Source organism: Mycobacterium shottsii (assembly GCF_010728525.1).
In the GTDB taxonomy this organism is placed as follows: Bacteria; Actinomycetota; Actinomycetes; order Mycobacteriales; family Mycobacteriaceae; genus Mycobacterium; species Mycobacterium marinum.
Window position 1 is genome coordinate 3962010 of record NZ_AP022572.1, and the last position, 25324, is coordinate 3987333.

The 25324-nt window shown below is 66.0% G+C and carries 21 protein-coding genes and 4 pseudogenes; 9 read left to right on the plus strand and 16 right to left on the minus strand.

Translation table 11 applies throughout. The features are described from left to right. Window positions 1-9: 9 nt before the first annotated feature. Window positions 10-666 (plus strand): annotated as a pseudogene (locus G6N41_RS18185) (alpha/beta fold hydrolase); the annotation flags it as partial. Window positions 667-695: 29 nt separating this feature from the next. Here G6N41_RS18185 and G6N41_RS18190 read toward each other — a convergent pair. From G6N41_RS18190 to G6N41_RS18245, 12 genes are all read right to left on the minus strand, one after another. Further along, complete coding sequence (locus tag G6N41_RS18190) at window positions 696-2903, minus strand: substrate-binding domain-containing protein (RefSeq protein WP_198965307.1); 2208 nt, start codon at window positions 2901-2903, stop codon at window positions 696-698. A 50-nt stretch (window positions 2904-2953) separates the two neighbouring features. Then, window positions 2954-5149 (minus strand): malate synthase G, encoded by a 2196-nt coding sequence (locus G6N41_RS18195; protein WP_198965308.1) that lies wholly within the window; start codon window positions 5147-5149, stop codon window positions 2954-2956. A 218-nt stretch (window positions 5150-5367) separates the two neighbouring features. Next, entirely contained in the window at window positions 5368-7035 is a 1668-nt protein-coding gene (locus tag G6N41_RS18200) for a PE family protein (RefSeq protein ID WP_198965309.1), read from the minus strand. Between the two features lie 192 nt (window positions 7036-7227). Then, complete coding sequence (locus tag G6N41_RS18205; protein WP_198965310.1) at window positions 7228-8280, minus strand: hemolysin family protein; 1053 nt, start codon at window positions 8278-8280, stop codon at window positions 7228-7230. Further along, window positions 8277-9659, minus strand: a complete 1383-nt coding sequence (locus G6N41_RS18210) for a hemolysin family protein (protein WP_198965311.1) — start codon at window positions 9657-9659, stop codon at window positions 8277-8279. The genes G6N41_RS18205 and G6N41_RS18210 overlap by 4 nt, the downstream gene beginning before the upstream one ends. Window positions 9660-9853: 194 nt before the next feature. After that, window positions 9854-11290, minus strand: a complete 1437-nt coding sequence (locus G6N41_RS18215) for a GuaB1 family IMP dehydrogenase-related protein (protein ID WP_198965312.1) — start codon at window positions 11288-11290, stop codon at window positions 9854-9856. Window positions 11291-11321: 31 nt separating this feature from the next. Beyond that, the gene (gene gndA / locus G6N41_RS18220) at window positions 11322-12773 is read right to left on the minus strand and encodes an NADP-dependent phosphogluconate dehydrogenase (protein ID WP_012394431.1); all 1452 of its coding nucleotides are present in this window, start codon (window positions 12771-12773) and stop codon (window positions 11322-11324) included. A 109-nt stretch (window positions 12774-12882) separates the two neighbouring features. Then, entirely contained in the window at window positions 12883-13833 is a 951-nt protein-coding gene (locus tag G6N41_RS18225; RefSeq protein WP_198965313.1) for a M56 family metallopeptidase, read from the minus strand. Between the two features lie 14 nt (window positions 13834-13847). Continuing rightward, window positions 13848-14264, minus strand: a complete 417-nt coding sequence (locus G6N41_RS18230; protein ID WP_198965314.1) for a BlaI/MecI/CopY family transcriptional regulator — start codon at window positions 14262-14264, stop codon at window positions 13848-13850. Between the two features lie 271 nt (window positions 14265-14535). Further along, window positions 14536-15084, minus strand: coding sequence for a hypothetical protein (locus G6N41_RS18235; protein WP_231608575.1), 549 nt, complete (start codon window positions 15082-15084; stop codon window positions 14536-14538). Between the two features lie 10 nt (window positions 15085-15094). Then, window positions 15095-15250, minus strand: a complete 156-nt coding sequence (locus tag G6N41_RS18240; RefSeq protein WP_198965232.1) for a hypothetical protein — start codon at window positions 15248-15250, stop codon at window positions 15095-15097. Beyond that, window positions 15226-15465, minus strand: coding sequence for a hypothetical protein (locus tag G6N41_RS18245; protein WP_198913343.1), 240 nt, complete (start codon window positions 15463-15465; stop codon window positions 15226-15228). The genes G6N41_RS18240 and G6N41_RS18245 overlap by 25 nt, the downstream gene beginning before the upstream one ends. A gap of 67 nt (window positions 15466-15532) precedes the next feature. On the opposite strand from G6N41_RS18245, the pseudogene G6N41_RS18250 reads away from it, so the two are divergent. Then, window positions 15533-16404: pseudogene (locus G6N41_RS18250) on the plus strand (IS5 family transposase). A gap of 107 nt (window positions 16405-16511) precedes the next feature. Here G6N41_RS18250 and G6N41_RS18255 read toward each other — a convergent pair. Continuing rightward, complete coding sequence (locus G6N41_RS18255; RefSeq protein ID WP_198968062.1) at window positions 16512-16727, minus strand: hypothetical protein; 216 nt, start codon at window positions 16725-16727, stop codon at window positions 16512-16514. Between the two features lie 370 nt (window positions 16728-17097). Between G6N41_RS18255 and G6N41_RS18260 the strand changes: the two genes are divergently transcribed. From G6N41_RS18260 to G6N41_RS18290, 7 genes are read left to right on the plus strand one after another with little or no spacing between them, the layout of a single operon-like run. Continuing rightward, a complete protein-coding gene (locus G6N41_RS18260) occupies window positions 17098-17502 on the plus strand; it encodes a PaaI family thioesterase (protein ID WP_373138499.1) in 405 nt (134 codons plus the stop codon). Window positions 17503-17561: 59 nt separating this feature from the next. After that, window positions 17562-17864, plus strand: a complete 303-nt coding sequence (locus G6N41_RS18265) for an urease subunit gamma (protein ID WP_011740895.1) — start codon at window positions 17562-17564, stop codon at window positions 17862-17864. Beyond that, window positions 17861-18172 (plus strand): urease subunit beta, encoded by a 312-nt coding sequence (locus G6N41_RS18270; RefSeq protein WP_198965315.1) that lies wholly within the window; start codon window positions 17861-17863, stop codon window positions 18170-18172. Before G6N41_RS18265 ends, G6N41_RS18270 begins: the two co-directional genes overlap by 4 nt. Further along, on the plus strand, window positions 18172-19905 hold the full coding sequence (locus G6N41_RS18275; RefSeq protein WP_198965316.1) for an urease subunit alpha: 1734 nt from the start codon (window positions 18172-18174) through the stop codon (window positions 19903-19905). The genes G6N41_RS18270 and G6N41_RS18275 overlap by 1 nt, the downstream gene beginning before the upstream one ends. Then, on the plus strand, window positions 19905-20540 hold the full coding sequence (locus tag G6N41_RS18280; protein ID WP_198965317.1) for an urease accessory protein UreF: 636 nt from the start codon (window positions 19905-19907) through the stop codon (window positions 20538-20540). The genes G6N41_RS18275 and G6N41_RS18280 overlap by 1 nt, the downstream gene beginning before the upstream one ends. A 10-nt stretch (window positions 20541-20550) precedes the next feature. Then, window positions 20551-21222 (plus strand): urease accessory protein UreG, encoded by a 672-nt coding sequence (gene ureG, locus G6N41_RS18285; RefSeq protein WP_198965318.1) that lies wholly within the window; start codon window positions 20551-20553, stop codon window positions 21220-21222. Beyond that, on the plus strand, window positions 21222-21866 hold the full coding sequence (locus G6N41_RS18290) for an urease accessory protein UreD (protein WP_198965319.1): 645 nt from the start codon (window positions 21222-21224) through the stop codon (window positions 21864-21866). The genes ureG and G6N41_RS18290 overlap by 1 nt, the downstream gene beginning before the upstream one ends. Before the next feature lie 79 nt (window positions 21867-21945). On the opposite strand, the gene G6N41_RS18295 is transcribed toward G6N41_RS18290, so the two are convergent. From G6N41_RS18295 to G6N41_RS18305, 3 genes and pseudogenes are all read right to left on the minus strand, one after another. Next, window positions 21946-23331: an NAD(P)/FAD-dependent oxidoreductase gene (locus G6N41_RS18295; protein ID WP_198965320.1), complete on the minus strand. Its 1386-nt coding sequence runs from the start codon at window positions 23329-23331 to the stop codon at window positions 21946-21948. Between the two features lie 163 nt (window positions 23332-23494). Then, window positions 23495-24418: pseudogene (locus G6N41_RS18300) on the minus strand (LLM class F420-dependent oxidoreductase). Window positions 24419-24468: 50 nt separating this feature from the next. Continuing rightward, a pseudogene (locus G6N41_RS18305) lies at window positions 24469-25184 on the minus strand (SDR family oxidoreductase). Window positions 25185-25324: the final 140 nt, after the last annotated feature.

Below are 25324 nucleotides of genomic sequence, written 5' to 3' on the forward strand. Positions count from 1 at the left end.
TAAGCAGACACGTCCAAGCCCCGTCCGCACCGCTACAACCTGCTGGAACAGGCCGATTTGGTGCAAAACGTAGTAGCCCAGAACGTCACCGGACCGGTGGTGGTGCTGGCTCATGACATGGGTACCTAGGTGACGACCGAGTTGCTTGCCCGCGACCTCGAGCGCCGGCTCCCATTCGAGCTGCAACGCGTGGTCCTCAGCAACGGCAGCGTGATCCTCGAACGCGCCAGCCTACGTCCCATTCAGAAGGTGTTGCGTGGTCCGCTGGGGCCGATCGCGGCTCGTCTGGTCAACCGGGGTGGGTTCACGCGGGGTTTCGGCAAACTGTTTTCGGCGCAGCACCCGTTGTCTGCCCAAGAAGCTGAGGCGCAGTGGGAACTGTTGACGCACCACAACGGTCATCGCATCGCGCATCTTCTGATCAGCTACCTCGAAGAGCGGGAGCGGTACGCGCAGCGCTGGCACAACGCGGTACGGGACTGGCCCAAACCGCTGGGGTTCGTCTGGGGCCTCGATGACCCGGTGGCCACAACGAACGTGCTCAATGGGTTGCGTGAACTGCGCCCGAACGCCGGGGTCATCGAATTACCCGGTCTGGGCCACTACCCGCAGGTGGAGGATCCCAAAGCGTATACGCAAGCCGCACTCGATCTGCTGGTCGGCTAGGCCCGTATCGATCCGCGCGGGTAGCCGGGTCAGCTCAAGAAGGTGTCGACCGCGGCGGCCAGGTTCGGGCCCGTCGAGGTCGCCAGGTTCTGGTAGCTACCACCGCTGAGCTGAGCAACGGCTTCCCACGTCTTGCGGTCCGGATCGGCACCAAAGTCGATGACGTTGACCGCGATTGGCTTGGCCGGGTCCGCGCTGGTCCGGATGAAATTCTCCAGGCCAGGGCTATCGAGGCTTTGGTCGGTGTGGGGTCCCCCGGTGATCACCAAGATCGAGTTGGCCTGGTCGGCACGGAAATGCGCCTGCACGTCCTCATAGATCATCCGCAGCGTGGTGAACGACACCGCGCCACCGTTTGACGAATATTGCTTGTCCAGCGCGGCGTTGAGCGCCGCCGAGCGGGGCTGCCCGTTTACCGGGTCGGCGAGTGTCCCGGTGGGCACCTCGGTTCGGCCCTCGCGCCCGTCAAACGTCCACAACCCAAAAGCCGAGGTGGGCGGCAGCGTCTTGATTCGGTTCTGCAGCGCCGCAACGATATTGGCTAGGCGAGTCTTGCCGCCGTCGTCGGTGGACAACGACTGGTCAAGCATGATGGTCGCGGCAACTCCCATCGACGGTGCGGCCACGGCATCGGCCAGTGTGGCGCGAATTCCCTCGTCACCAACGGAAAGGGGAGCGGGCAAGGCCGGAAAGCTCGTGACGGGGCTGCTGGGCGGCTTGACATCGTCGACCCGAAATCCCGCTTTCGCCAACTTCGCGAGTTGTTCCGGCTTGTGCACGTACCGGGCAAAGGCGCTGGCCGCCGTGGTCTGCTCCTGCGACAACCACGACCCATTGAGCAGGACCGCCGGGTAGTCGGCGACCGCGACCGGGCCGGGCGGCAACCATGAACTCAACTTCTTCTTCGCGTCGGACAACGATTGTGCGCGCAAGAACAGCTGTTGCTCGGTGGTGATCACCGCGTGCACCGGCGCCGCGGCCACGTCGTCTGCCTTGAGCAGGGCGTCCATCGCTTCGCTGAGCGACCCGTCCGCCAACTTGGGTTGGGTGGCCATCAGCGTGCGCATCGCACCGATGCCGGCGGTCGGCGGCGCATCAACGGGGGCCGCCGCCGCCGCCACGGCTTCACCGGCCAGGAAGGTGGCGTCCCCGTTACCCCCGACCGGCAGCGCCAGGCGCAGCGAACCCCAAGACGGCAATTTCAGGCCGGCCATAGAGTTGGGATCCGACTGCAGACCGGGCAACGCGGCCCAGTTCTGGTTGCCTAGCGCCTGCTGCAGCTCGGGCCGGATCGCCAACAACACCGGCGAGGTCACCAACGATCGACTGTCGCTGATGGCTTCCTTACCCGCGGCTTGGAGCAGCCGCGCCGCCGAGACGGAGCTGCCAGGAATCCATAATCCGGGCTGAGTACCCAGCTCGGATGGCCACTTCCCAATGAAGCCGGTGATGACGGCGTCGGCGTCGGCGGCCTTGACAGCCACCGACACGCACCGGTCACCAATGGGTCCCGACGATGCGTTGTAGCTGTCGGCGAAATCGTTGACCTGATCGGCGATCGACGGGTCGGCGATGACGGCGACGGTGTCGTTTCCACCCACACAACGAGCCGCGGCGGTCTGCGAGCGGTTGGACAACACGTCACCGAAGAAGCGCCACCCGATCACTCCGACGACCACCACCACGACGGCCACCAAGGCCACGATCACGCCGACGCTGACTCCGCGCCGCCCGTCGGCGCTGCGGTGGCCGCCCTGCCAGCCGCGCAATCCACGATGGCCGGCAACACGAAATAGCGGCGGCGGGGGAGTTGCCGCCGGTTTGGGGTCACTGGGCTCGGGGCCATCCGGGTGCGTCCCGAAGTCCGGGTATTCCTCGGCCCCCAGCTCCAGATGCCGATCGTCGGCGCCGTAGGGGTCCTGTTCGAGGTACTGGCTCTCGTCGAAGACCTGTTCGTCGGCCCAGTAGCCGTCCTCGTCTGCGGAGTCTTCGTCAGCCTCCTGATCACCGAAATGGCCAGCGGTGTCACCCGACTGCTCCCACCCGGGGTAGGGGTAGCCGCCGGCCGAATCGGCAGCCTGGGGATGCGCGAAGGCACCCGGATCAGCGGCCGCCGAGCCCGCACCCCCACCAGGCTGGCCGGTTAGCTCATCGTCCCAATCCTGATTCTCCGCATCGTGATCATCGGACGGTTCGTCGGCGGAGTCCTCGGGGTCGGGCAAACTGTGCCTACCCATACCGGTATCAGCGTCCTCCCCGTCGAAGATTGACCGATGGCCAGCGAGAATCAGGCACCAGCGCGTGCCTTCAATTCACGACGACGGCGGTGCAGGATCGGCTCCGTGTATCCGTTGGGCTGCTGTGCCCCCGACAAGATCAGATCCTGGGCCGCCAGGAATGCGATGCTGTCGTCGAAATTGGGTGCCATCGCGTGGTATTCGGGATCTCCGGCGTTCTGCTTGTCCACCAGCGGTGCCATGCGCTCGAGGCTAGCCCGCACATCCTCGCTGGTGATCACGCCATGCCGTAGCCAGTTGGCCAGCAACTGGCTGGAAATCCGCAGGGTGGCGCGGTCCTCCATGAGGGCCACGTTGTGGATGTCGGGAACCTTCGAACAGCCGACGCCCTGGTCGATCCAGCGCACCACGTAACCGAGGATGGACTGGCAGTTGTTGTCGACCTCTTCGCGGATCTCCTCGGGCGCCCAGGCCAGTTCCTTGGCCAGCGGAATGGTCAGCAATTCGTCAACGCTGGTGCGGGTCTTGCCCTGCAGCTCCTTCTGCACCGCAAACACATCCGCCTTGTGATAGTGCATCGCGTGCAGGGTGGCCGCGGTGGGTGATGGCACCCACGCGGTGGTCGCGCCGGCCTTCGGCTGGGCGATCTTCTGCTCCACCATGTCGGCCATCAGTTCGGTCATCGCCCACATGCCCTTGCCGATCTGCGCCTTACCGGAGAAGCCGGCGGCGAGCCCGGTGTCGACGTTGGCGTCCTCGTAGGCCTTGATCCACGCCGTGTTCTTCATCGCGCCCTTGCGGATCATCGGGCCGGCTTCCATCGAGGTGTGGATCTCATCACCGGTGCGGTCCAGGAAGCCGGTGTTGATAAACACCACCCGGTCGGCGGCCGCCTTGATGCATGCCTTCAAGTTGAGCGTGGTACGTCGCTCTTCGTCCATGATGCCGACCTTCATGGTCCCCTGCGGCAACCCCAGCACGTCCTCGACGCGGCTGAACAATTCACAGGTGAACGCCACCTCGGCGGGACCGTGCATCTTGGGCTTGACGATGTAGATGGAGCCCGTGCGGCTGTTGGTCAGCAGCCCGTTGGCATCGGTGCTTCGCAGACCGTGGATGGCGATCAGGCCGGTGAACAGCGCATCCATGATGCCCTCGAACACCGGGGCGCCCTCGGCGCCTTCAGCGTCCGAAACGATGGCGTCGTTGGTCATCAGATGGCCCACGTTGCGAACGAACAACAGGCTGCGGCCGGGCAAGGTCAGCTCACCACCGTGCGGGGCGGTGTAGGTGCGGTCGGTGTTGAGCACGCGGGTGAAGGTCTTGTCGTCCTTGGTGACGTCCTCGGACAGATCGCCCCGGTTCAGTCCGAGCCAGTTCCGATAGCCCAGCACCTTGTCGTCAGCGTCGACCGCGGCCACCGAGTCCTCGAAGTCCATGATGGTGGTGATCGCGGACTCCAGGATCACGTCCTTGACGCCGGCGCCGTCGGTGGCACCGATCTGCGACTCGGGGTCGATCAGGATCTCGATGTGCAGCCCGTGATTGGCCAGCAGGATCGACTTTGGGTTCTCGGCGGCGCCGGTGTAGCCGGCGAACTGGCCGGGATCGGCCAGCGCTGCGGACGTGTCCGCCAGCGACACCACCAGCTGTCCGTCTTCCACCTTGAAGCCGGTGGCATCGGTGTAGGAGGCCCCCGCCAGCGGCACGCTGTCGTCGAGGAACTGGCGCGCGTAGGCGATTACCTTGTCACCACGGACCTTGTTGTAGCCCCGGCCCTTTTCGGCGCCGTCGCTTTCGGAGATGACGTCGGTGCCGTACAAGGCGTCGTAGAGCGAGCCCCAGCGGGCGTTGGCAGCGTTGAGGGCGAACCGCGCGTTGAGGATCGGCACCACCAGCTGCGGGCCGGCGGTCGTGGTGATCTCGTCGTCAACCCCGGAGGTGGTGATGGTGAAGTCCTCGGGTGCCGGCAGCAGGTACCCGATCTCGGTGAGGAACTCGCGGTAGGCCTGCGGGTCCAACGGCTCGATCACCCGGTGGCGATGCCACTTGTCGATCTGGGCCTGCAGATCATCGCGAGTTTTCAGCAAATCCTGGTTCTGCGGGGTGAGGTCGGTGACCACCTTGTCCACGCCCGCCCAGAAGCTGTCCTGGTCGATGTCGGTGCCGGGCAGGGCCTCGTTGTTTACGAAGTCGTAGAGCACCCGAGCGACGCGCAAATTCCCCGCCGACACGCGATCCGTCATTGCTTCCTCCCTTACTGGCAATTAGGTCAGACTACCGGCCGACAGCGCGACTGCCGCATCCGGCGGCGCGCAGCACCAGGTCACAATGGCCTAGCCAAGTTGCCCACCGCGGCGCATGGCGCTGCACGATCGCGCTCTGGCAACTCGTTGAGCTCAATTGGCGATCCGTGTGTGTTGCCGTAGCCGCTGAGATCATACGGGCCGGGCCGCGCTTCCGACTAAGCCCCGTTGGATCCGTCCTGCCCGAATAGCGACCCACTCATCCCGCCGGCGCCGCCCGGGGCGCCGCGCCCGCCGTCGCCGCCGTCGCCGATCAACCTGGCGTCACCGCCGTTTCCACCTGGTCCCGCCATACCGGCAAAGCTGACGCCGGCGTCCCCGCCGTCGCCGCCGTTGCCGATCAGAGCGGCCGTGCCGCCGTTGCCGCCGGCGCCGCTGGCAGCGGTATCGCTGGATCCACCCGAACCGCCCGCCCCACCATCACCGAACAGCCAGGCGGCGTTGCCGCCGCTCCCGCCGCTGCCCCCGGCATTGGCATTGCCGCCCACCCCGCCGACGCCGCCGGCGCCACCGTTGCCGATCAGCCCGACGGCGCTGCCGCCGCGACCGGCACTGCCGATGCCGCCGTTGCTCTCGGCGCAGTCGCCACCGTCGCCGCCGTCGCCGTCGCCGAACAGCTTCCCGCCTGCGCCGCCGGCGCCGCCGACGCCCTGGTACCCGTTGAAGCCGCCGTTGCCGCCGCTGCCGAACAGTCCGGCATCACCACCGGCCCCGGCGATACTGCCGGCGCCGCCGAATGCGACGGCGCCGCCGTGTCCGCCGTTGCCGAACAGCAGCCCACCATTGCCGCCGGCGCCGCCGTTGCCGTCAATGTGTTCCAGGCCGCCGTGACCGCCGTTGCCAATCAGCCCGGCGTTGCCTCCGGCCCCGGCAGCGCTTCCGGCGCCGCCACCGTCAGCGGCACCGTTGCCGCCATTGCCCAGCAACCACCCGCCATTGCCGCCATCGCCGCCGGTAGTTCCGGGGCCACCGGCTTCCACGCCGCCGTCCCCGCCGTTGCCGATCAGCCGAGCGTTGCCCCCGTCTCCGCCGAAAGCACCGCCCTGGATGTCGTAGCCGCCGTTTCCGCCGTTGCCGATCAGCAGCCCACCGGTGCCGCCGGCACCGCCAGGCCCGCCGGTCCCGGAATTGCCGAACCCACCTGCCCCACCGGTGCCACCGCTGCCGAACAGCCCGGCGGCGCCGCCCTGACCGCCGGAGCCACCCGCGCCGCCGACGCCAGTCCCAGCCCCGCCGATGCCGCCGTTGCCACCGTCACCCAACAGCCATCCGCCGGCCCCACCGGCGCCACCGGGCAGACCGGTGGAATCGGGCCCGCCGATGCCGCCGCTACCGCCGTTACCGATCAAACCCGCGTCCCCGCCGACCGCGCCGGCCTGGCCGATCCCACCGTTGCCGCCGCTACCACCGTTGCCGTAGAGCAATCCGCCGGCGCCGCCGGGCTGCCCCGGGGCTCCGTCGGCACCGTCGCCGATCAGGGGGCGTCCCAATAGCGCCTGGGCGGGCGCATTCACCGCGTCGAGCGCGGCCTGCAGCGGCGAAGCATTCGCGGCCTCCGCGGTGGCGTAGGACGCCGCACCCGCAGCCATGGCCCGCACAAACCGCTCATGAAATTCCGCCGCCTGCGCACCGAGCAGCTGATAGGCCTGGGCGTGTCCGTCGAACAATGCCGCAACCGCCGCCGACACCTCATCAGCGGCCGCGGCCAGCGCCCCCGTCGTGGGCGTCGCGGCCGCCGCGTTGGCCACGGTGATCGCCGAGCCGATGCTGGCCAAGTCCTGCACCGCCACGGTCACCGCGTCCGGGGCCGCCACCACAAACGACATCACGTGCTCCTCACACCACCGCTAACGACCCACTTCTCCCGGACGACCCGATGTGCGCGCCACACCATCGCGAAAAGTGACAATGTCCTCGCAGCCACAACGTATCGTCATCCGACTGCGGCTTGCGCCGTTTGGCCAACTGGTTCAGAAATGGTGATCAGGGACAGCCGCAGCCATAGGGCGTCCCGCCCGTCAGTTCCGGTGTTTCGCATCGCTGAGGGTGCCGACCAGGTCTTCCACCAGGTCCTCTAGCGCGACCATGCCGGCCACAGCGCCGTCGTCGGAGGTGACCAGTGCCAGATGGCTGTTGCTGCGACGCATCCGGGACAGCGCATCGGGTAGCGGCAGTGACTTCGCCAGCTGGGGCAGCGGGCGGACCAAGGCCAGGTCGATAACCGTTGCTGGGTCGTCACCAAGTGCCAACACGTCCTTGATGTGCAGGTACCCGATGAAATGCTGGTCGAGACCGAGCACCGGGAAGCGCGAATACCCGGTCTCGGCCAAGGCTTGCTCCACCGCACCGATCGTGGGTCCGGACCCCGCGGCAGCAACGGGCACCGCTCGAATATTGGGCAAGGGGACCGCGACATCGTCCACCACCCGGGTACGAATCCGTAGTGCCCGCGTCAATCGGGTGTGTTCCTCAGGATCGAGCAGACCCTCCGATACCGATTCGGCGATCATCTCGGAGAGCTCCACCGTGGAGACGGTGATGTCGAGTTCGTCTTTGGGCTGCACCCCAAAGATGCGCAGGATCGCGTTGGCGCACTTGTTGTACAAGAAGATGATCGGGCGGGCGGCGCGCACATACGGCAGGTATGCCGGGACCAGCAGCATCGCGGTGCGTTCCGGACCAGCAAGTGCGATGTTCTTCGGCACCATCTCGCCGAGCAGCACGTGCAGCGTCACCACGATGGCCAGCGCGACCACGAACGACAACGTGTGCAGCAACCTCGGATCCAAACCGGCCAAGCCGAACCATCTCTGCAGGGTCTGGGCCGCTGCCGGCTCCGCGATCCGTCCGAGAAGGATCGAAGACACCGTGACCCCAAACTGCGCCCCCGCCAACATCGACGGAAGTTGCTCGGCCGCCCGGATCACGGTGACCGCACTGTTCCTGCCCTGTTCGGCCAGCGCTTCGAGGCGATCGCGCCGGGCCGAGATCAGGGCGAACTCCGCGCCGACGAAGAACGCGTTGGCGGCAATCAGCAACACCGCAAGGGCCACAGCCAGCACCGGGTTCATCGGCCGCCCCGCTCCGGGTCGGAATCATCCTGACCGTCCTCGGCAGCGGCCAGCTCGGTGAGCTCCAGCAGGTCGATCCGGCGACCATCCATCTGTACGACGGTGGCGCGCCAGCGTACCGATTGATCGGGCACCCGGTCTTCGTCCAGCGCCGGAAGTTCGACCGTTTCGCCGGCCACCGGAATATGTCCGAGCTGGCGCAGCACCAGGCCGCCGATCGTTTCGTAGGGTCCCTCCGGGGCCTGATAGCCGATGGCGATGGCCACCTCGTCGATGCGAAGCAGCCCCGATACCCGCCATCCGTTGCCGGCCGCCACCACGTCCGGCGTCGCGTCATCGTGTTCATCTCGGACATCGCCCACGATCTCTTCGACCAGGTCCTCGACGGTGACCATGCCCGCGGTGCCACCGTATTCATCCACCACCATGGCGGTCTGCAGCGAATTGGCCCTGATCTGGGCCATCAGCGCATCGCCGTCCAACGTCGAGGGCACCACCGGAACCGGCTTGGCGATGCTGCTCAGCAACGTGTGCGCGCGGTTGGCGGCCGGAACCTGGAACACCTGTTTGACGTGGACGATGCCGAAGGTCTCGTCCAGATCTCCCTGGACAACCGGGAATCGCGAGTATCCCGACGCAGCCACCGCGGCGACCAGGTCGGCGATAGTGTCATCGGTCTGCAACGCCACGACTTTTGAGCGCGGCGTCATCAGCTCCTCGGCGGTCAGGGTCCCGAACTGCAGCGACCTGCGCATCAGCGACGCGGTGACATCATCGAGTGAGCCGCTTCGGGCGGAGCTGCGCACCAACGACACCAGCTCCTGCGGGGTACGGGCGGAGCGCAGCTCCTCGGCCGGCTCGATGCCGAGCTGGCGCACGATCCAGTTCGCGGCGCCGTTGGTCAGTCGGATCGCCGGGGTGAGGAGCACCGAAAACAGCCACTGGGGAAGGACCACCGCTCGAGCGGTCGGCAGGGGACGGGCCACCGCAAGATATTTGGGGACCAGCTCGCCAAACACCATCGATACCGACGTCACGACCACCAGCGCCAAGAACACCGTGATGGCGTCCGACATTTGGTCGGATATTCCGATTGCGGTCAGCGCCGGATGCGGCAACGCGTCGACCAGGGGTTCGGTCAGATACCCAGTGGCCAGGGTGGTGATGGAGATGCCCAGTTGCGCACCCGAGAGGTGGAACGACAGCCGGTGCTGGGCGCGCCGGATGAAGCGGTCACGGCTGTCTCCGCCGCGGGCGTTGCCTTCGACGGTGCTGCGGTCCAGCGCGGTCAGCGAGAATTCGGCGCCGACGAAAACCGCGGTACCTAGGGTGAGCACCAGGATGGCCACGATGCTCACGGTGGTGGCGGTGAACATCATGTGCGGCTCAGTGGCGCGGCCGCAGCGCCCCGCGCGGATGCGGGGGACCGCCCGCCCTGGAAGCCAGCGGCCTCGGCGGGTGCCTGCGGCACGTCATCCCTTTCGCTAGACCCCGCGGTAGGGCATCGCAGGATTGAAGTCCATATGGTAACGAAACCATCCCGCACAGATCAGCCCTCGCCGTGTGGCGCTGCTCACCAGCCGGCGGGTAGGGGATGCCCCTCGGCAAAGCCGGCCGCTGACTGCACGCCGATGACCACCTGTTCATGAAGTTCGGCCAGATTCGACGTGCCAACGTAGGTGCAAGTGCTGCGCACGCCGGATGTGATGTGGTCGATCAAGTCCTCCACTCCGCCGCGATCGGGGTCGAGCCCCATCCGCGACGTCGAAATGCCTTCCTCGAACAGCGACTTTCGGGCCCGATCGAACGCGCTGTCGGTGGTGGTCCGAGCGACTACCGCACGCTTGGAAGCCATGCCGTAGCTCTCCTTGTAGGGCTGGTCTTCGCGGTCGCGCATCAGGTCGCCGGGGGACTCATAGGTGCCCGCGAACCAGGATCCGATCATCACGTTGGACGCGCCTGCTGCCAGCGCCAGTGCGACATCGCGAGGATGACGGATCCCGCCGTCGGCCCATACGTGCCCGCCAAGCTCCCTTGCCGCAGCGGAGCATTCGAGCACGGCGGAAAACTGCGGCCGTCCGACACCGGTCATCATCCGGGTCGTGCACATGGCGCCGGGACCAACGCCCACCTTGACGATGTCGGCACCGGCGCCCAGAAGGTCCCGCGTGCCCTCGGCCGACACCACGTTGCCCGCCGCCAACGGAAGGCCCAGATCGAGCGATGCGACCGCACTGATCGCGTCCAGTGTCTTGACCTGGTGCCCGTGGGCGGTGTCGATGACCAGCAGGTCCACCCCTGACTCGGCCAGGGCGCCCGCTTTGGCGGCCACGTCGCCATTGATACCGACGGCCGCCGCGATGCGCAGCCGGCCGGCCGCGTCGGTGGCCGGCGTGTAGATCCCGGCGCGGATCGCCCCGGTCAGGCTCAGCACGCCGGCTAGCGTGCCATCGGGCCGGGTCAGCACCGCGACCTCGATGGGCGAGTGCTCTAGCAGCTCGAAGACCTTTCGCGGCTCGGTGCCCACCGGAGCGCTGACAAAGTCCAGGGCCGCGATATCGCGCACCCTGGAGAAGCGGTCCACGCCCACGCAGGACGCTTCGGTCACCAAGCCGATTGGGCGGCCCTCGGAGACCACAACGGCGACCCCATGGGCACGTTTGTGGATCAACGCGATCGCATCGGATACCGAATCCTCGGGCGCCAGCGTCACCGGTGTGTCTAGCACCAGGTCGCGGCTCTTGATGAACTCCACGGTTTGGTGCACCGCCGGGATGGGCAGATCCTGCGGCAGAACCACGATGCCACCGCGGCGGGCCACGGTCTCGGCCATCCGCCGCCCGGCCACCGCGGTCATGTTGGCCACCACCACGGGAATGGTGGTACCCGAACCGTCGGCGGTCGACAGATCCACGTCGAACCGGGACGCCACCAGGGAGCGATTCGGCATGATGAATACGTCGTTGTACGTCAGGTCGTACCCGGGCCGATGCCCGTCCAAGAACCTCATGGTTGCCCTTCGCTGAGCCGTTCTCGCCGGGCTAGGCCGGCACCTCGCTGCGATCTGCGCTCCACAGCGTGTGAAACTTGCCCGCCGCGTCGATCCGGCCGTAGGTGTGCGCGCCGAAGAAGTCGCGCTGGGCCTGGGTGAGTGCGGCGGGTAACCGTTCGGTGCGCAGCGCGTCATAGTAGGCGAGGGCCGACGAGAACCCGGGGGTCGGTATACCCAATTGAGCCGCCGTGGACACCACGCGGCGCCAGCTGTCGACGGCCGATTCGATGGCGCTGCGGAAATAGGGCGCGACCAGCAAGCTGGCTAGGGCCGGCTCCGCGTCGAACGCCTCTTTGATCCGGTTGAGGAACTTGGCCCGAATGATGCAGCCGCCACGCCAAATGGTGGCCAAGTCGCCCGGAGTGATGTCCCAGCCAAATTCGGCACTGCCGGCCTGGATCTGGTTGAACCCCTGCGCGTAGGCCACGATCTTCGAGGCATACAGGGCCCGCCGGACGTTCTCGGTGAAGGTGTCCGGATCGGCGGGCTTGTCGCCCAGCCGCCCCGAAGGCAGCCCAACCGCGGCCGCGCGCTGCTGCACCGACCCCGACAGCGCTCGCGCGAAGACGGCTTCGGCGATGCCGGTCACCGGCACCCCGAGGTCGAGGGCGGATTTCACGGTCCAGCGACCGGTGCCCTTCTGCTCGGCCTGGTCCAGAATGACGTCGACGAGGGGTTTTCCGGTCTTCGCATCGGTTTGGCGCAGCACCTCGGCAGTGATTTCCACCAGATAGCTGTCCAGATCGCCCTTGTTCCACTCGCTGAACACGTCGGCGATCTGCGGGGCGCTCATCCCCAGCCCGTCACGGAGCAGCTGGTAAGCCTCGCCGATGAGCTGCATGTCGGAGTACTCGATGCCGTTGTGCACCATCTTCACGAAATGCCCCGACCCGTCCGGCCCGATGTGAGTGCAGCACGGAACGCCGTCGACGTGTGCCGAGATCTCCTCCAGCAGCGGGCCTAGCGAGGTGTACGACTCGGCGGGGCCGCCGGGCATGATCGATGGCCCGTTGAGCGCGCCCTCCTCGCCGCCGGAGATCCCCGCGCCGACGAAATGCAGTCCGCGCTCACGCACCGCCTTCTCACGGCGAATGGTGTCGGTGTAGAGCGCATTGCCGCCATCGATGATGATGTCGCCGGGCTCCATGGCATCTGCGAGTTCGTTGATCACGGCATCGGTGGGCTCGCCCGCCTTGACCATGATCAGCACCCGGCGCGGCGTCTCGAGCGCGGCGAGGAACTCGCTGATCGTCTCGCTGCGGACGAACTTGCCTTCAGCTCCATGCTCTTTGAGCAACGCGTCGGTCTTGGCGATCGAGCGGTTGTGCAAGGCCACGGTGTAGCCATGTCGGGCAAAGTTGCGGGCGATGTTCGAACCCATCACGGCCAGGCCGGTAACACCGATCTGGGCGGTAGCGGTGCTCGATTCCGACGAACTCATATCTTGCCTTTCGGTGAGGCCACTCAGATTAGAGAACTCATGCCAAAGCTTTTCCGAACGCTAGTCCGACCCACTGTGGCATAGAAACTCCGAGGCGTGTCGCGGCGCGTCAGAGGTCGAACAACCGCTGCAATTCCGTGAGCCACGGTACGGCCAGCGCCACGGTGGGGACCACCAGCACCACCGCAGCGGCCGCGTAGGCGGCCGCGGCCAGCGCCAAGCTGTTGCCTCGCCCCGACAACCGCTGCACCCGCACCAGCGTGCTGGGACCGCCCGCGGCTAGGGCGCCCAACGGTGCCCGCCCGGACGCGCAGGCGACCAGGGCCCGAGCCAGTGGGGTTCGTCCCGCGGCGCGCACTGCCGCGTCGTCGGCCAACAGTTCAACCAGTAGCTGCGCCGCGCGCAATGCGTTGGCGCTGCGAACCAGCCGCGGAAAGGCCTCGTGGAAGGCGGTGAACGCCTCCAGAACAAGGTCATGGCGGGCCCGTAGATGAGCCCGTTCGTGGGTAAGTATTGCCGCGACTTCTTTGTCGCTGAGCGTGGTGAGCGCCCCCTCGCTGACCACCACCCGGCTACGTACCCCGGGCAGGCAGTAGGCGAGTGGTTGCGCGACGTGTAAGACGCGCAGATCGCGAGTCCGCGCGCAAGGCTGGGCCAAGGTCGCTTCGTGCCCCACTCCGACCAGGTCGACGACCATGCGGTGACGGGCCCGCCGTCGCCGGGTGGCGATGGCACCACGCACCACCGCGACCACCAGCCGTACCCCCACGAGGACGGTGAGCGCGAAGACGGAAACGTAGGCCGCCCACAGCGGCCAACCGAGCCGGCCTTCGGCGTCGATGATGCCGGCCGTGGGCCGCCCGTCGGGACCGGGCATGAGCAATCGGGTCGCAATCGCGATTCCGGCGCTGAAGGCGGAAAGTACGGCGGCCAGGGAGATCGCTTGCCAGAGCACCATTGCGGCGCGAGGTGCGCGCAACGGCCACGTGGCGCGTGCCAGCAAGGCCGGTGTCGGGCCGGCCAGCAGCACCGCGAGGATGGTGAAGGCCAGCGCGGACACGCTGCTAGTCTCCCTCAGCTGTCCACCGGAGCGCCAGCAGATGGCGAAATGCGATGACTTGCTTCCAATTCGGCGAGCGCTCGGCGAAGCGCGTCCGCCTCGTCGGCTCCGACACGCTCGACGAAGTGCACCAGCGCGGCCTGCCGGCCACCCGAGTCCTCGGCTTGGGCCAGCGCATCCACCATCAGCCCGGCGACCAGCTCGTCACGCCCGTGCACCGGTGCATACCGATGCGCCCGGTCGTCGCGGATCTGAGAAACCAGGTTCTTTTTGGCCAACCGCTGCAGCACCGTCATCACGGTTGTGTAGGCGAGGTCTCGCCGCGCCGAGAGCGCTTGGTGGACCTGTCGAACTGTCTGGGGTTCGGGGGTGGACCACAGGTGATCCATGACCGCGCGTTCCAGATCCCCCAGGCGCGTCAGCTTGGCCATAGTTCGTTTAGCTCCATCGGCTCCATCAGCTTTGAATCCAGAGTACTCCGGCTTACTACCGGCTGTCGTAACCAACGGCGATTAGTTCCGGGCAAATCCGGAGACATCCGCGGTCCGAGCAATCGGGAGACAGCCGACCCAGGACAGGTACCCGGGATGCGTAGGGACGACACGTCGACAATGTTACGCAGTCGATGCCGTGATGCATCAAGTCAAGATGCCCGCGAAACCTGGTTCATGCATCACGTAAGGAATGCCCGCGAAATCGGGGTCAGGTGGTGGTCTTGCTTTTGATGCGGATGCCGGCTTTGAGGGCGGGTAGAGCGGCGGGTATGGCGGCGGGGTAGAGCTGTTCGGTCTTGTCTTTGGCGAGTCTGAGCAGGGCGGCTTGCAGGTCGGCGATCTGGTGGGCGATCGCGGCGGGGTTGAGGCTGTTGCGGTAGGTGAGCAGCTCTGTTTGTTGGGCCGCTGAGAGGACTCCGGCGGCCAGCAGCCGGTCCAGGGGGGTCTGGGGCTTGTCGTAGAGCCGGCGGCGGTGACCGTCGCGGCTGCAGCCGTAGCTGATGGGTTTGATGGTGGGGGTCAGGTAGTTGAGCCGGTCGTTGACCAGGTGCCACAGCCGGTTGAGCACGGCGCGTTCTTCGTCGGTGTCGTAGCGGTAGTAGAACCCGTAGCGACGCACGAGGTGGTTGTTTTTGGACTCGATGGTGGCCTGGTCGTTCTTCTTGTAGGGTCGTGAGCGGGTGAAGAAGATCTCCATGTCCGCGGCCCACTTGATGACCGCCTTATTGAGGAATTCGGTGCCGTTGTCGAAGTCCAAACCCGTTACCTTATAGGGATTTTAGTAATTCCGGTTTTGAGGGCGCCCAGGATGTGGGGTGGGCGTTGTTGCGCACCGTGCGGGTGAACACCCAGCCGATGTGCATGTCGGTGAGGTTGACCGTGCGGGCGAACTCACCTTTCAGTGTCGGGCCGCAGTGCGCCACGGTGTCGCCTTCGAAGAACCCCGGAGATTCTTCGGCCTCATCGCCTGCTTTGCAGATGGTGATCGAGGACCGCAGCAGCGGGAGGGTTTCGTCGTCGACACACCCGAGATCTGGTCGCGGGCCTTGGCGCCGCGCAGGTAGCGGTCGATCGTGGCGCTGCTCATCGCCAACAGCTCGGCACGCACCGCCGGGCCGTAACGGTCACGGCCGTCCACCAGTTCGCCGTGGCGTTCTAGGGCGTGTCTGCTTAATGTGAATGGTGTTTTGGCTGATGCTGTTTGGGTGATGCGGACGCATGCGATTTCTGATGATTTGTGGTCGCTGATCGTGGCGGTGTTGCCTGCGGGGCGGCGGCGTGGCCGGCCGTGGAACGATCATCGACGTACTCTGGAGGGCATTATCTGGCGTTACCGTACGGGATCTCCGTGGTGTGACCTGCCCGAGCACTTCGGTCCCTGGCAATCGGTGGCCGAGAGGCATCTACGCTGGTCGGTCGATGGCATCTACGCGCGGATCTTCGCGGCGATCGCCTCTGACCTCGACGCCGAGGACGCCGACCTGGGCGCACTGTTGTCGGTCGATTCGACCAGTGTGCGCGCCCACCGACACGCAGCCGGAGCGCGCCCGGGCGCCGCACAGGGGATCTGTCGAATTACAAGAAATATCTCGATGAGCCCGATGACCACGCCATTGGGCGTTCCCGCGGCGGGCTGACTACCAAGATCCACGCCTTGACCGACCAGCTGTGCAGTCCGGTCACCCTGGCACTGTCGGCCGGTCAAGCCGGTGATAATCCGATGCTTTGGCCATTGCTGGCCGCCCGGTGCAGCAACTCATACGCCCCGTTTCGCCTGCTGGCGGACAAGGCGTACTCCCATGACTCGACGCGGGCACAGCTGCGCCGGCTCAAGATCGCCCATACCATCCCCGAGCGCAGCGACCAGATCACCCGCCGCAAAGCCAAAGGCCGCAACAGAGGACGGCCTCCGGGGTTCTCAGGCCGAATTTACAAGCACCGTAACACCGTCGAGCGAAGCTTCAACCGGCTCAAACACTGGCGCGCGGTCGCCACCTGCTACGACAAATACGCCCTGACCTACCTCGGCGGTGTCACCCTGGCCGCCATCATCACCTACCACCGCGTCCGCAATTAGCAGACAGGACCTAGAGCATCCAACTGAAGTGCCATGGAAGCGGCCAGGTACCGGCCGCACTGCCCGCCTGAGGCCGCCCACACCTTCTGCAACACCTTGAGCGCATCCTAGGAGTACTTCGGATTGCGTTGCCGGCGAGTCCGTTTGGCGACCTGCCGACCCGCTCCCGGCGGCGCGGCCGCCGCCCTCAACCGCCGCCGGGCGTTGTCACGCGACCAGCCGGTGACCGCCACCACCTGATCCAGAATCTGCCCCTTGTCCGCCTTCGGCGCCCCCACATACGCCCTGGCGAACTTCGCGGTGATCTCGGCCCGAGACGACATCGACAGCCCACTTCCCATGCCTGCCAAGGATCGACCGTTTCGCGGGCATTTTTACGTGATGCACCGAGGACGCTTCACGGGCATTTTTCGTGATGCTTGCCGGATGCTTGCAAAATTAGGGCAGCCTTGCCTATTGTAGTTCTGGTCGAGCAACAATGACCGTGCCGGAGTCCTGAGGGCTGCAGTGACCCCCGGTCTACTCGATCGGCGAGCCCTGTGCCTAGTGCACGGGGCTCGCCCGTTTTGCGGCCGGAATAGCCGCGCCCGGATCGGTCCGCAGGCGTCTGGCTGATCCGCAACGCTGGTCAGACGCCGATGGTGTAGACACAAGAACGTGCCATCGTCGCCGGAGGCGGACCCCGCCGTAGCCATCCCGCCCACAGTTTCTGCACCTTTCGATGTTGAACTGGGCCTGGAGTTCACCGAACTCACCGCCGATGGCGCTCGTGCGCAGCTCGAGGTCAAGCCCAAGCACCTGCAGCCAATGGGCCTAGTCCACGGGGGTGTCTACTGCTCGATGGTCGAAAGCATGGCCAGCATGGCCGCGTTCACCTGGCTGAGCACCCGCGGCGGCGGCGGTGTGGTGGGCGTCAACAACAACACCGACTTTTTGCGTGCGATCAGCTCGGGAACCGTCTACGGCACCGCCGAGCCACTACACCGCGGCCGACGCCAGCAGCTGTGGCTGGTCGTGATCACCGACGACGCCGATCATGTGATCGCTCGCGGGCAAGTGCGGCTGCAGAATCTCGAGGCGCCGCCCATCGACGGGTGACCTCGGTCACTCTCGCCTCGAAAGGCCAGAACCGTCACGGCGTGGCAGGATCCCAAAGCATGCGCTTGACGCCGCACGAACAGGAGCGATTGCTGCTGTCTTACGCCGCCGAGGTGGCCCGCCGCCGACAGGCTCGCGGCTTGCGTCTCAATCACCCCGAGGCCGTAGCGCTCATCACCGACCACGTCCTTGAAGGTGCACGCGACGGCCGCACGGTGGCCGAGCTGATGGCCAGCGGTTGTGAGGTCCTGGGTCGAGACGATGTGATGGAAGGAGTGCCCGAGATGATCGCGGACGTACAGGTTGAGGCGACCTTCCCGGACGGCACCAAATTGGTCACCGTCCATCATCCGATCCGATGATCCCCGGTGAAATCCACTACGGCAGAGTCGATATCGAAATCAACACGGCCGCTCAGCGCATCGAGATGCATGTCGTCAACACCGGCGACCGCCCGGTACAGGTCGGAAGTCACGTCCATTTTCCGCAGGCCAATGCGGCGCTGTCGTTCGACCGCGCTGCCGCCCACGGCTACCGTCTCGACATTCCGGCCGCCACCGCGGTCCGCTTCGAGCCGGGCGTTGCCCACACCGTCAGCCTGGTGCCGCTGGAGGGCAGACGCGCGGTGTACGGGCTGACGCTGAATCCACCCGGAAGGTTGGACGACTGATGGCGCGGCTGTCCAGGGAGCGCTACGCACAGCTGTACGGTCCGACCACTGGCGATAGGATCCGGCTCGCAGATACCGATCTGCTGGTCGAAATCACCGAAGACCGTTGCGGGGGGCCCGGACTGGCGGGGGACGAGGCGGTGTTCGGCGGCGGCAAGGTGCTGCGCGAGTCCATGGGCCAGGGGCGGGTCACGCGGGCCGAGGGCGCGCCCGACACCGTGATCACCGGCGCGGTAATCATTGACTACTGGGGAATCATCAAGGCGGATATCGGCATTCGTGACGGGCGCATCGTCGCAATCGGCAAGGCCGGCAACCCCAACATCATGTCGGGTATTCATCCCGACTTAGTGGTCGGACCGTCCACCGAGATCATTGGCGGAAACGGGCGCATCGTCACCGCGGGTGCGATCGACTGCCATGTGCACTTGATCTGTCCTCAGGTCATCGCCGAGGCCCTCGGTTCGGGTATCACGACCATCATCGGCGGCGGCACCGGCCCAGCGGAAGGCAGCAAGGCCACCACCGTCACGCCCGGGGGATGGCATCTGGCCAGGATGCTGGAAGCCCTCGATTCCTGGCCGGTCAACATCGCGTTGCTGGGCAAGGGCAACACCGTCAATCCCGACGCGTTGTGGGAGCAATTGCGTGGTGGGGCATCAGGTTTCAAGCTTCACGAAGACTGGGGTTCGTCACCGGCGGCGATCGATGCGTGCCTGACCGTCGCCGATGCCGCCGGTGTTCAAGTCGCGTTACACTCCGACACTCTCAACGAGATGGGCTTCGTCGAGGACACGCTGGCCGCGATCGCCGGGCGATCCATTCACACCTACCACACCGAGGGAGCCGGAGGCGGGCACGCACCCGACATCATCACCGTTGCGGCACATCCCAACGTGCTGCCCAGCTCCACCAATCCGACTCGCCCGCACACCGTCAACACCCTCGACGAGCACCTCGACATGTTGATGGTGTGCCATCACCTCAACCCACGGATTCCTGAAGATCTGGCATTTGCGGAGAGTCGGATTCGGCCATCCACCATCGCCGCCGAAGACCTGCTGCACGACATCGGAGCGATCTCGATGATCGGCAGTGACTCCCAGGCGATGGGCCGGGTCGGCGAGGTGGTGATGCGGACCTGGCAGACCGCGCACGTCATGAAGCAGCGCCGCGGCGCCTTGGAGGGCGACCCGTCGGGCCGCTATTCGGCCGATAACAATCGAGCACGGCGCTATGTCGCCAAATACACCATCTGCCCGGCCGTCGCGCACGGTCTCGACCACGAGGTCGGCTCGGTGGAGGTGGGAAAGCTCGCGGATCTGGTGTTGTGGGAGCCGGCCTTTTTCGGGGTACGCCCGCACGCGGTGGTCAAGGGTGGCGCCATCGCCTGGGCCGCGATGGGCGATGCGAACGCCTCGATACCCACGCCTCAGCCGGTGCTTCCGCGCCCGATGTTCGGCGCGTCGCCGGCCGTGGCAGCGGCGACCTCCGTGCATTTCGTCGCAGCACAGTCCATCGAGGCCGGTCTGGCAGATCAGATCGCCGTCGACCGCCGACTAGTTCCGGTGGCCGATGTCCGGGCCGTCGGTAAGGCCGACATGCCACTCAACGACGCACAGCCGCGCATCGAGGTCGACCCCGATACGTTCACCGTGCGTATCGATGGCGAGGTATGGGAGCAGCAGCCGGCCACCGAACTCCCCATGGCGCAACGGTATTTCTTGTTCTAGTGACCACGCTCGCGATGCTCCTCACCCTGGCCGATTCTCGGCTACCCACCGGTGCCCACGTGCACTCCGGCGGCGTCGAGGAGGCCATCACCGCCCGCTTAGTGACCAACCTGTCAAGCCTGGAGGCGTTTCTCAAGCGACGCATCCGCAGCCACGGCCTGGTCACCGCGTCCATCGCTGCCGCTGTGCAGCGAGGCGATCTGGCCCCCGATGGCGCAGATCGGGAAACCGACGCCCGCACACCTTCGCCCGCGGCGCGGGATGCCTCACGTAGCCAGGGACGAGGGCTCGTGCGTCTGGCTCGGGCGATCTGGCCGGAAGCGGACTGGGACGCCCTCGGCGCAAAACCCCATCTGGCGGTGGCTGCAGGCCCAGTGGGAGCGCTGGCGGGGCTAACCCCCGAACACCTTGCCCTGCAACTTGTCTACACCACGATGACCGGCTCGGCTACCGCCGCCCAGCGGCTGCTCGCGCTGGATCCCACCGACGTGGCCGTGCTCACGTTCCAGCTCTCTGAGCTGTGCACGACTACCGCCGCTGAAGCGGCAATCGGACTGGCCGATTTGTCCGACCCACTGCTCGATACGCTGGCGCAACATCACGCCGAACGCGAGCGGCCCTTGTTCGCCTCATGAAAGGTATTGCATGGCCAAGCATTCCCATGATCACACCCACAACCATCACGACCGGCCACGGCGGGTTCGAAAGCCGGGGGAGCCGTTGCGGATCGGGGTCGGGGGCCCAGTTGGATCCGGCAAGACCGCACTGGTGGCGGCGATATGTCGGCAGTTGCGAGACGAGCTGTCCCTCGCGGTGCTGACCAATGACATCTACACCACCGAGGACGCCGACTTTCTGCGCAAGCATGCGGTATTGGCGGACAGCCGGATAACCGCGGTGCAAACCGGTGGCTGTCCGCACACCGCGATCCGCGACGACATCACCGCCAACCTGGATGCGATCGACGACTTGATCGCCGCACACGACGCGCTGGACTTGATCTTGGTCGAATCCGGTGGTGACAACCTCACCGCCACCTTCTCGTCGGGCCTGGTGGATGTGCAGATCTTCGTCATCGATGTAGCCGGCGGCGACAAGGTTCCCCGCAAGGGCGGGCCCGGTGTGACCTTTTCAGACTTGTTGGTGGTCAACAAGACCGATCTGGCCCCGTTGGTGGGCGCCGATCTGAAGGTGATGGCTCGCGACGCCGAAGCGGTACGCGACGGACGTCCGACCGTGTTGCAGTCGTTGACCGAGGACCCCGCCGCGACGAAGGTACTGGACTGGGTGCGTAGTCAGTTGGCCGCCGCAGGCTGATGCACTCCGAGGTTCTGCTGGTTGCATCGCGAAACCGGCTGCCGCGCATCCGATGCCGGGGCGGCATTGCGGCCCGTTCCACCGCGGCCGACACCGTGTTTCTGGTGTCGGCTGCGGCAACGCCGCTAGGGGGCGACAGCTTCGACCTCCAGATCATCGTTGAGGAGGGGGCGTCGCTGCGATTGCGAAGTGCGGCCGCGGCCGTGGTGTTGCCCGGCGCACAGACCATGACTTCCCGAGCCCGCTGGAAAATCGAGGTCGCCGGGGAGCTGGATGTGGACCTCGAGCCGACAATCGTCGCCGCTGCCGCCCGGCATCTGTCGTCTGTCACGGTGCAGTTGGATGGCGCTAGCCGGGTCCGTCTGCGCGAACGCATCCAGATCGGCAGATGCGGTGAGCGGGAAGGATTCTGGTCGGGATCGCTGCATGCGGACCTGGACGGTCGTCCGATTCTGCGACACCGGATGGAACTGGGCGCTGGATCACTGGCCGATGACGTGATTTGCGCTCCCCGCGCGACGGTCAGCGAATTACGCTACCCGACAGGGGAGTTCACTGATGCAATCGAGGCCGGTTCGACAGTGCTGCAGCTCGCCGAGGGCGGAACTCTTAGTACGTGGCAAGCGGAACGGTTGATCGGCTAGCGGTCATTGCGGTCATTGCGGTCACCGGGCGCCGCGGAGTCGGATAGTCACGCTGCGAGTCGGCCGCGACCATACCGGCCTAGCTGGCTTGTCGCGCCTCGGTGCTCTGCGCCTCGGAAGCCAACTCGGCCAGCTGCTCCAGCCGCGTCCGCGCGAAAGCCTGCTGTTCGGTGATGGTCAGTTGACCACGCCGGGTGCTCAGGAAGGTCACCGTCCACGACAACAGCGTGCTGACCTTGGTCTTGAACCCGACCAGGTACACCAGGTGCAGGACCAGCCAGGCCAGCCAAGCGATGAAGCCGCTGATCTCCACTGGACCGATCTTGGCCACCGCGGAAAAACGCGACACCGTGGCCATGGAGCCCTTGTCGAAGTACTGGAACGGCTCGCGTTCCGCAGCGTTGGCACCGGCCAGCTCGGACTTTATCGTGGTGGCGACGTACTTCGCGCCCTGGATGGCGCCCTGGGCTACCCCGGGCACGCCCTCGACCGCAGCCATGTCGCCGATGACGAACACGTTGGGGTGTCCCGGGACCGACAAGTCGGGCAGCACCTGGACCCGGCCGGCTCGATCGAGCTCAACCTCGAACTGCTCGGCAAGGTCCCGGCCCAACCGGCTGGCCTGGACACCGGCGGACCACACTTTGCACGCGGATTCGATGCGCCGGATGGTGCCGTCGGAATCCTTCACGGTAATGCCGTTGCGGTCGACGTCGGTGACCATCGCGCCGAGCTGGATTTCTACCCCCAGCTTCTGCAGCCGTGCTGCCGCCCGCTCACCCAACTTGTCGCCAAACGGCGGCAGCACCGCCGGAGCGGCATCGAGCAGAATCACCCGCGCCCGGGTGGAGTCGATGTGGCGGAACGCGCCCTTCAACGTGTGCTCGGCCAATTCGGCGATCTGCCCGGCCATTTCGACACCGGTGGGTCCGGCCCCCACGACTGTGAACGTCAGCAGTTTGGCCCGTCGTTCCGCATCACGCGACCGTTCGGCCTGTTCGAAGGCGCTCAGGATCCGTCCGCGTAGTTCCAGCGCGTCATCGATCGACTTCATGCCAGGTGCGAACTCGGCGAAGTGGTCGTTGCCGAAGTAGGACTGGCCCGCGCCCGCGGCGACGATCAGGGTGTCGTATGGGGTTTCGTAGGTGTGACCGAGCAAGTCCGACACGACGGATTGCTTGGCCAGGTCGATGTGGGTCACGTTGCCCAGCAGCACCTGCGCGTTGCGTTGCCGGCGCAGGACCACGCGTGTCGGCGGCGCGATGTCACCTTCGGAGATGATTCCGGTAGCCACTTGGTAGAGCAGCGGCTGGAACAGGTGGTGGGTGGTGCGAGCAATCAGCTTGATATCGACGTCGGCACGCTTGAGCTTCTTTGCCGCGTTGAGTCCGCCGAAGCCAGATCCGATGATGACAACACGATGGCGCGGACGTGCTTGTGCTGTGGTTTCTGGCTGGGGGCTCATGTGACGCTGCTCCTGACGGATCTCCTGACGGGCGCACTGCAGTTAGCTACACGCTAGTCAAACCAGGCCCGCGAGCCCAACTCGTGAGCATGTGTAATTAGCCACACCGGCGCAACCGGATCCGCCCTCCCACCGGCGGCTCATCGCACAAACCCTGAGCGGCCTACCCGGTCAATAGCGGGCGCAGTGCCTCGGCAACGGTGGTGATCAGGCCGGGGGAGTGGCCGTGCGCGGAGAGGTTCATGATCACGCCGTCAATGCCGGTGTCGAGCACTTTGGTTTGCACCTGATCGGCGATCTGTGCCGGGCTGCCGGTCACCATGCGCCTGCTCGTCTCCGCGGGAGGGCGCTCCACCTTGGCCTTCTCGTCGACCACCACCGTGAGCATCACACTGGTTTCCAGTGTTGATGGATCCCGCCCCGCTTCCTCGCATCGGGCGGCGACGGCATCCATCTTGCGAGGCAATTCACCCAGCGCCGCGACGATGTTGAGATGATCGGCCCAGTGGGCGGCGATGCGGAAGATCTTCTTCTCACCCCCGCTGCCGATCAAGATCGGGATGCGGTCACGGTAACGGGATTAGGCCATCGCCGATTCGGCTTGGTACCAACTCCCGGAGAAGGTCGGACGCTCACCCTTGATCATCGGATCAAGAATCTGCAACGCCTCCTCGAGCCGATTGAATCGGTCGGTGAAGGTGCCGAACTCGTAGCCGAGCTGGCGGTGTTCGAGTTCAAACCATCCAGCGCCGATGCCGAGGACCGCACGTCCGGCACTGACCACATCCAGCGTCGTGATGATCTTTGCCAACAACGCGGTGTTACGGTACGTATTGCCGGTCACCAGGGTGCCCAGTTGCAGCCGCTCGGTAGCGGTGGCCAGCGCGCCCAGGGCGGTGTAGGCCTCCAGCATGGGCTGGTCCGGTGTCCCCAACATCGGCAGTCGATAGAAATGGTCCATCAAGAAAAGCGAGTCGAAGCCGGCCGCCTCGGCCTCGCGCGCCTGCGCGATGACTGACGGAAAGAGCTTGTCGACGCCGGTACCGTAGGAGAAACTCGGGATCTGGAAACCAAGCCGGATAGCCACGGGCTCTACCGTAGCGACCGGCTCCGAAAAGCCAAGAGAACCGAATTGCCTCAGGCGAAGTGAGCGAGCGCGCCGTGGCTCACATGAAGCGTCTGGCCGGTGATGTGCCGAGCCGCCGGGGTGGTGAGAAACAGCGCCAGCCGGGCGATCTCCGCGGCCACCGGAGCCGGCGTGCGCGACAACCCTTCATAACCCGCCTGCACACTGCGTCCGCAAGCCACGGCGTTGACCGTGATGCCGCGGTGCCTAGATCTCGGCTTGCCCGGCGACCCAATTCGACAGGGCACCCTTGATCGCCGCGTCGACGCTGCCCGCTGGTGGGTTCTCCGCCACCACGCTGATGATCGAACCGCCAGATCACAGATGGTCGCCGACACAATACACGGTCAACACCGCCGAGAGCACGGTGGTGTCCAGTCTGCACGGTCAACACCGCCGAGAGCACGGTGGTGTCCAGTGCATTGCGCCACGCCGTGGCGGTGTCCGCCAGCGAGTAGGTGCGCGGATCGCCGGCATCCCAGGTCGGCGCCGGCACGTTGACGATGGTGTCCAGATGGTGGGGGAACAACCCGCGCACCTCTGCCAGGCTGGCCGGATTGGTGATGTCGCAGGCGATCGCATCTGCGTCGAGTTCCTTGGCGACCACCTCGAGATCGTCGCGCCGGGCGCCGACAAGAGTCACTTTGTGACCGTCGTCGCGAAAGCCCTCGGCTACTGTGCGTCCCAGATCGGTGTCGCCGCCGGTGACCAGCACCTCCACTGCCATGACCTCCTCGTGTTCACCGTTGAACCCAGACCCTGGCACTTCACCAGCGTTTATTTTTTCACTCGGCGCGTTGAAAACATCGTCCCGATGGTCACACACCACAGGATTGTTGCCTGGGATCTCAGCATGTTATGGCATCA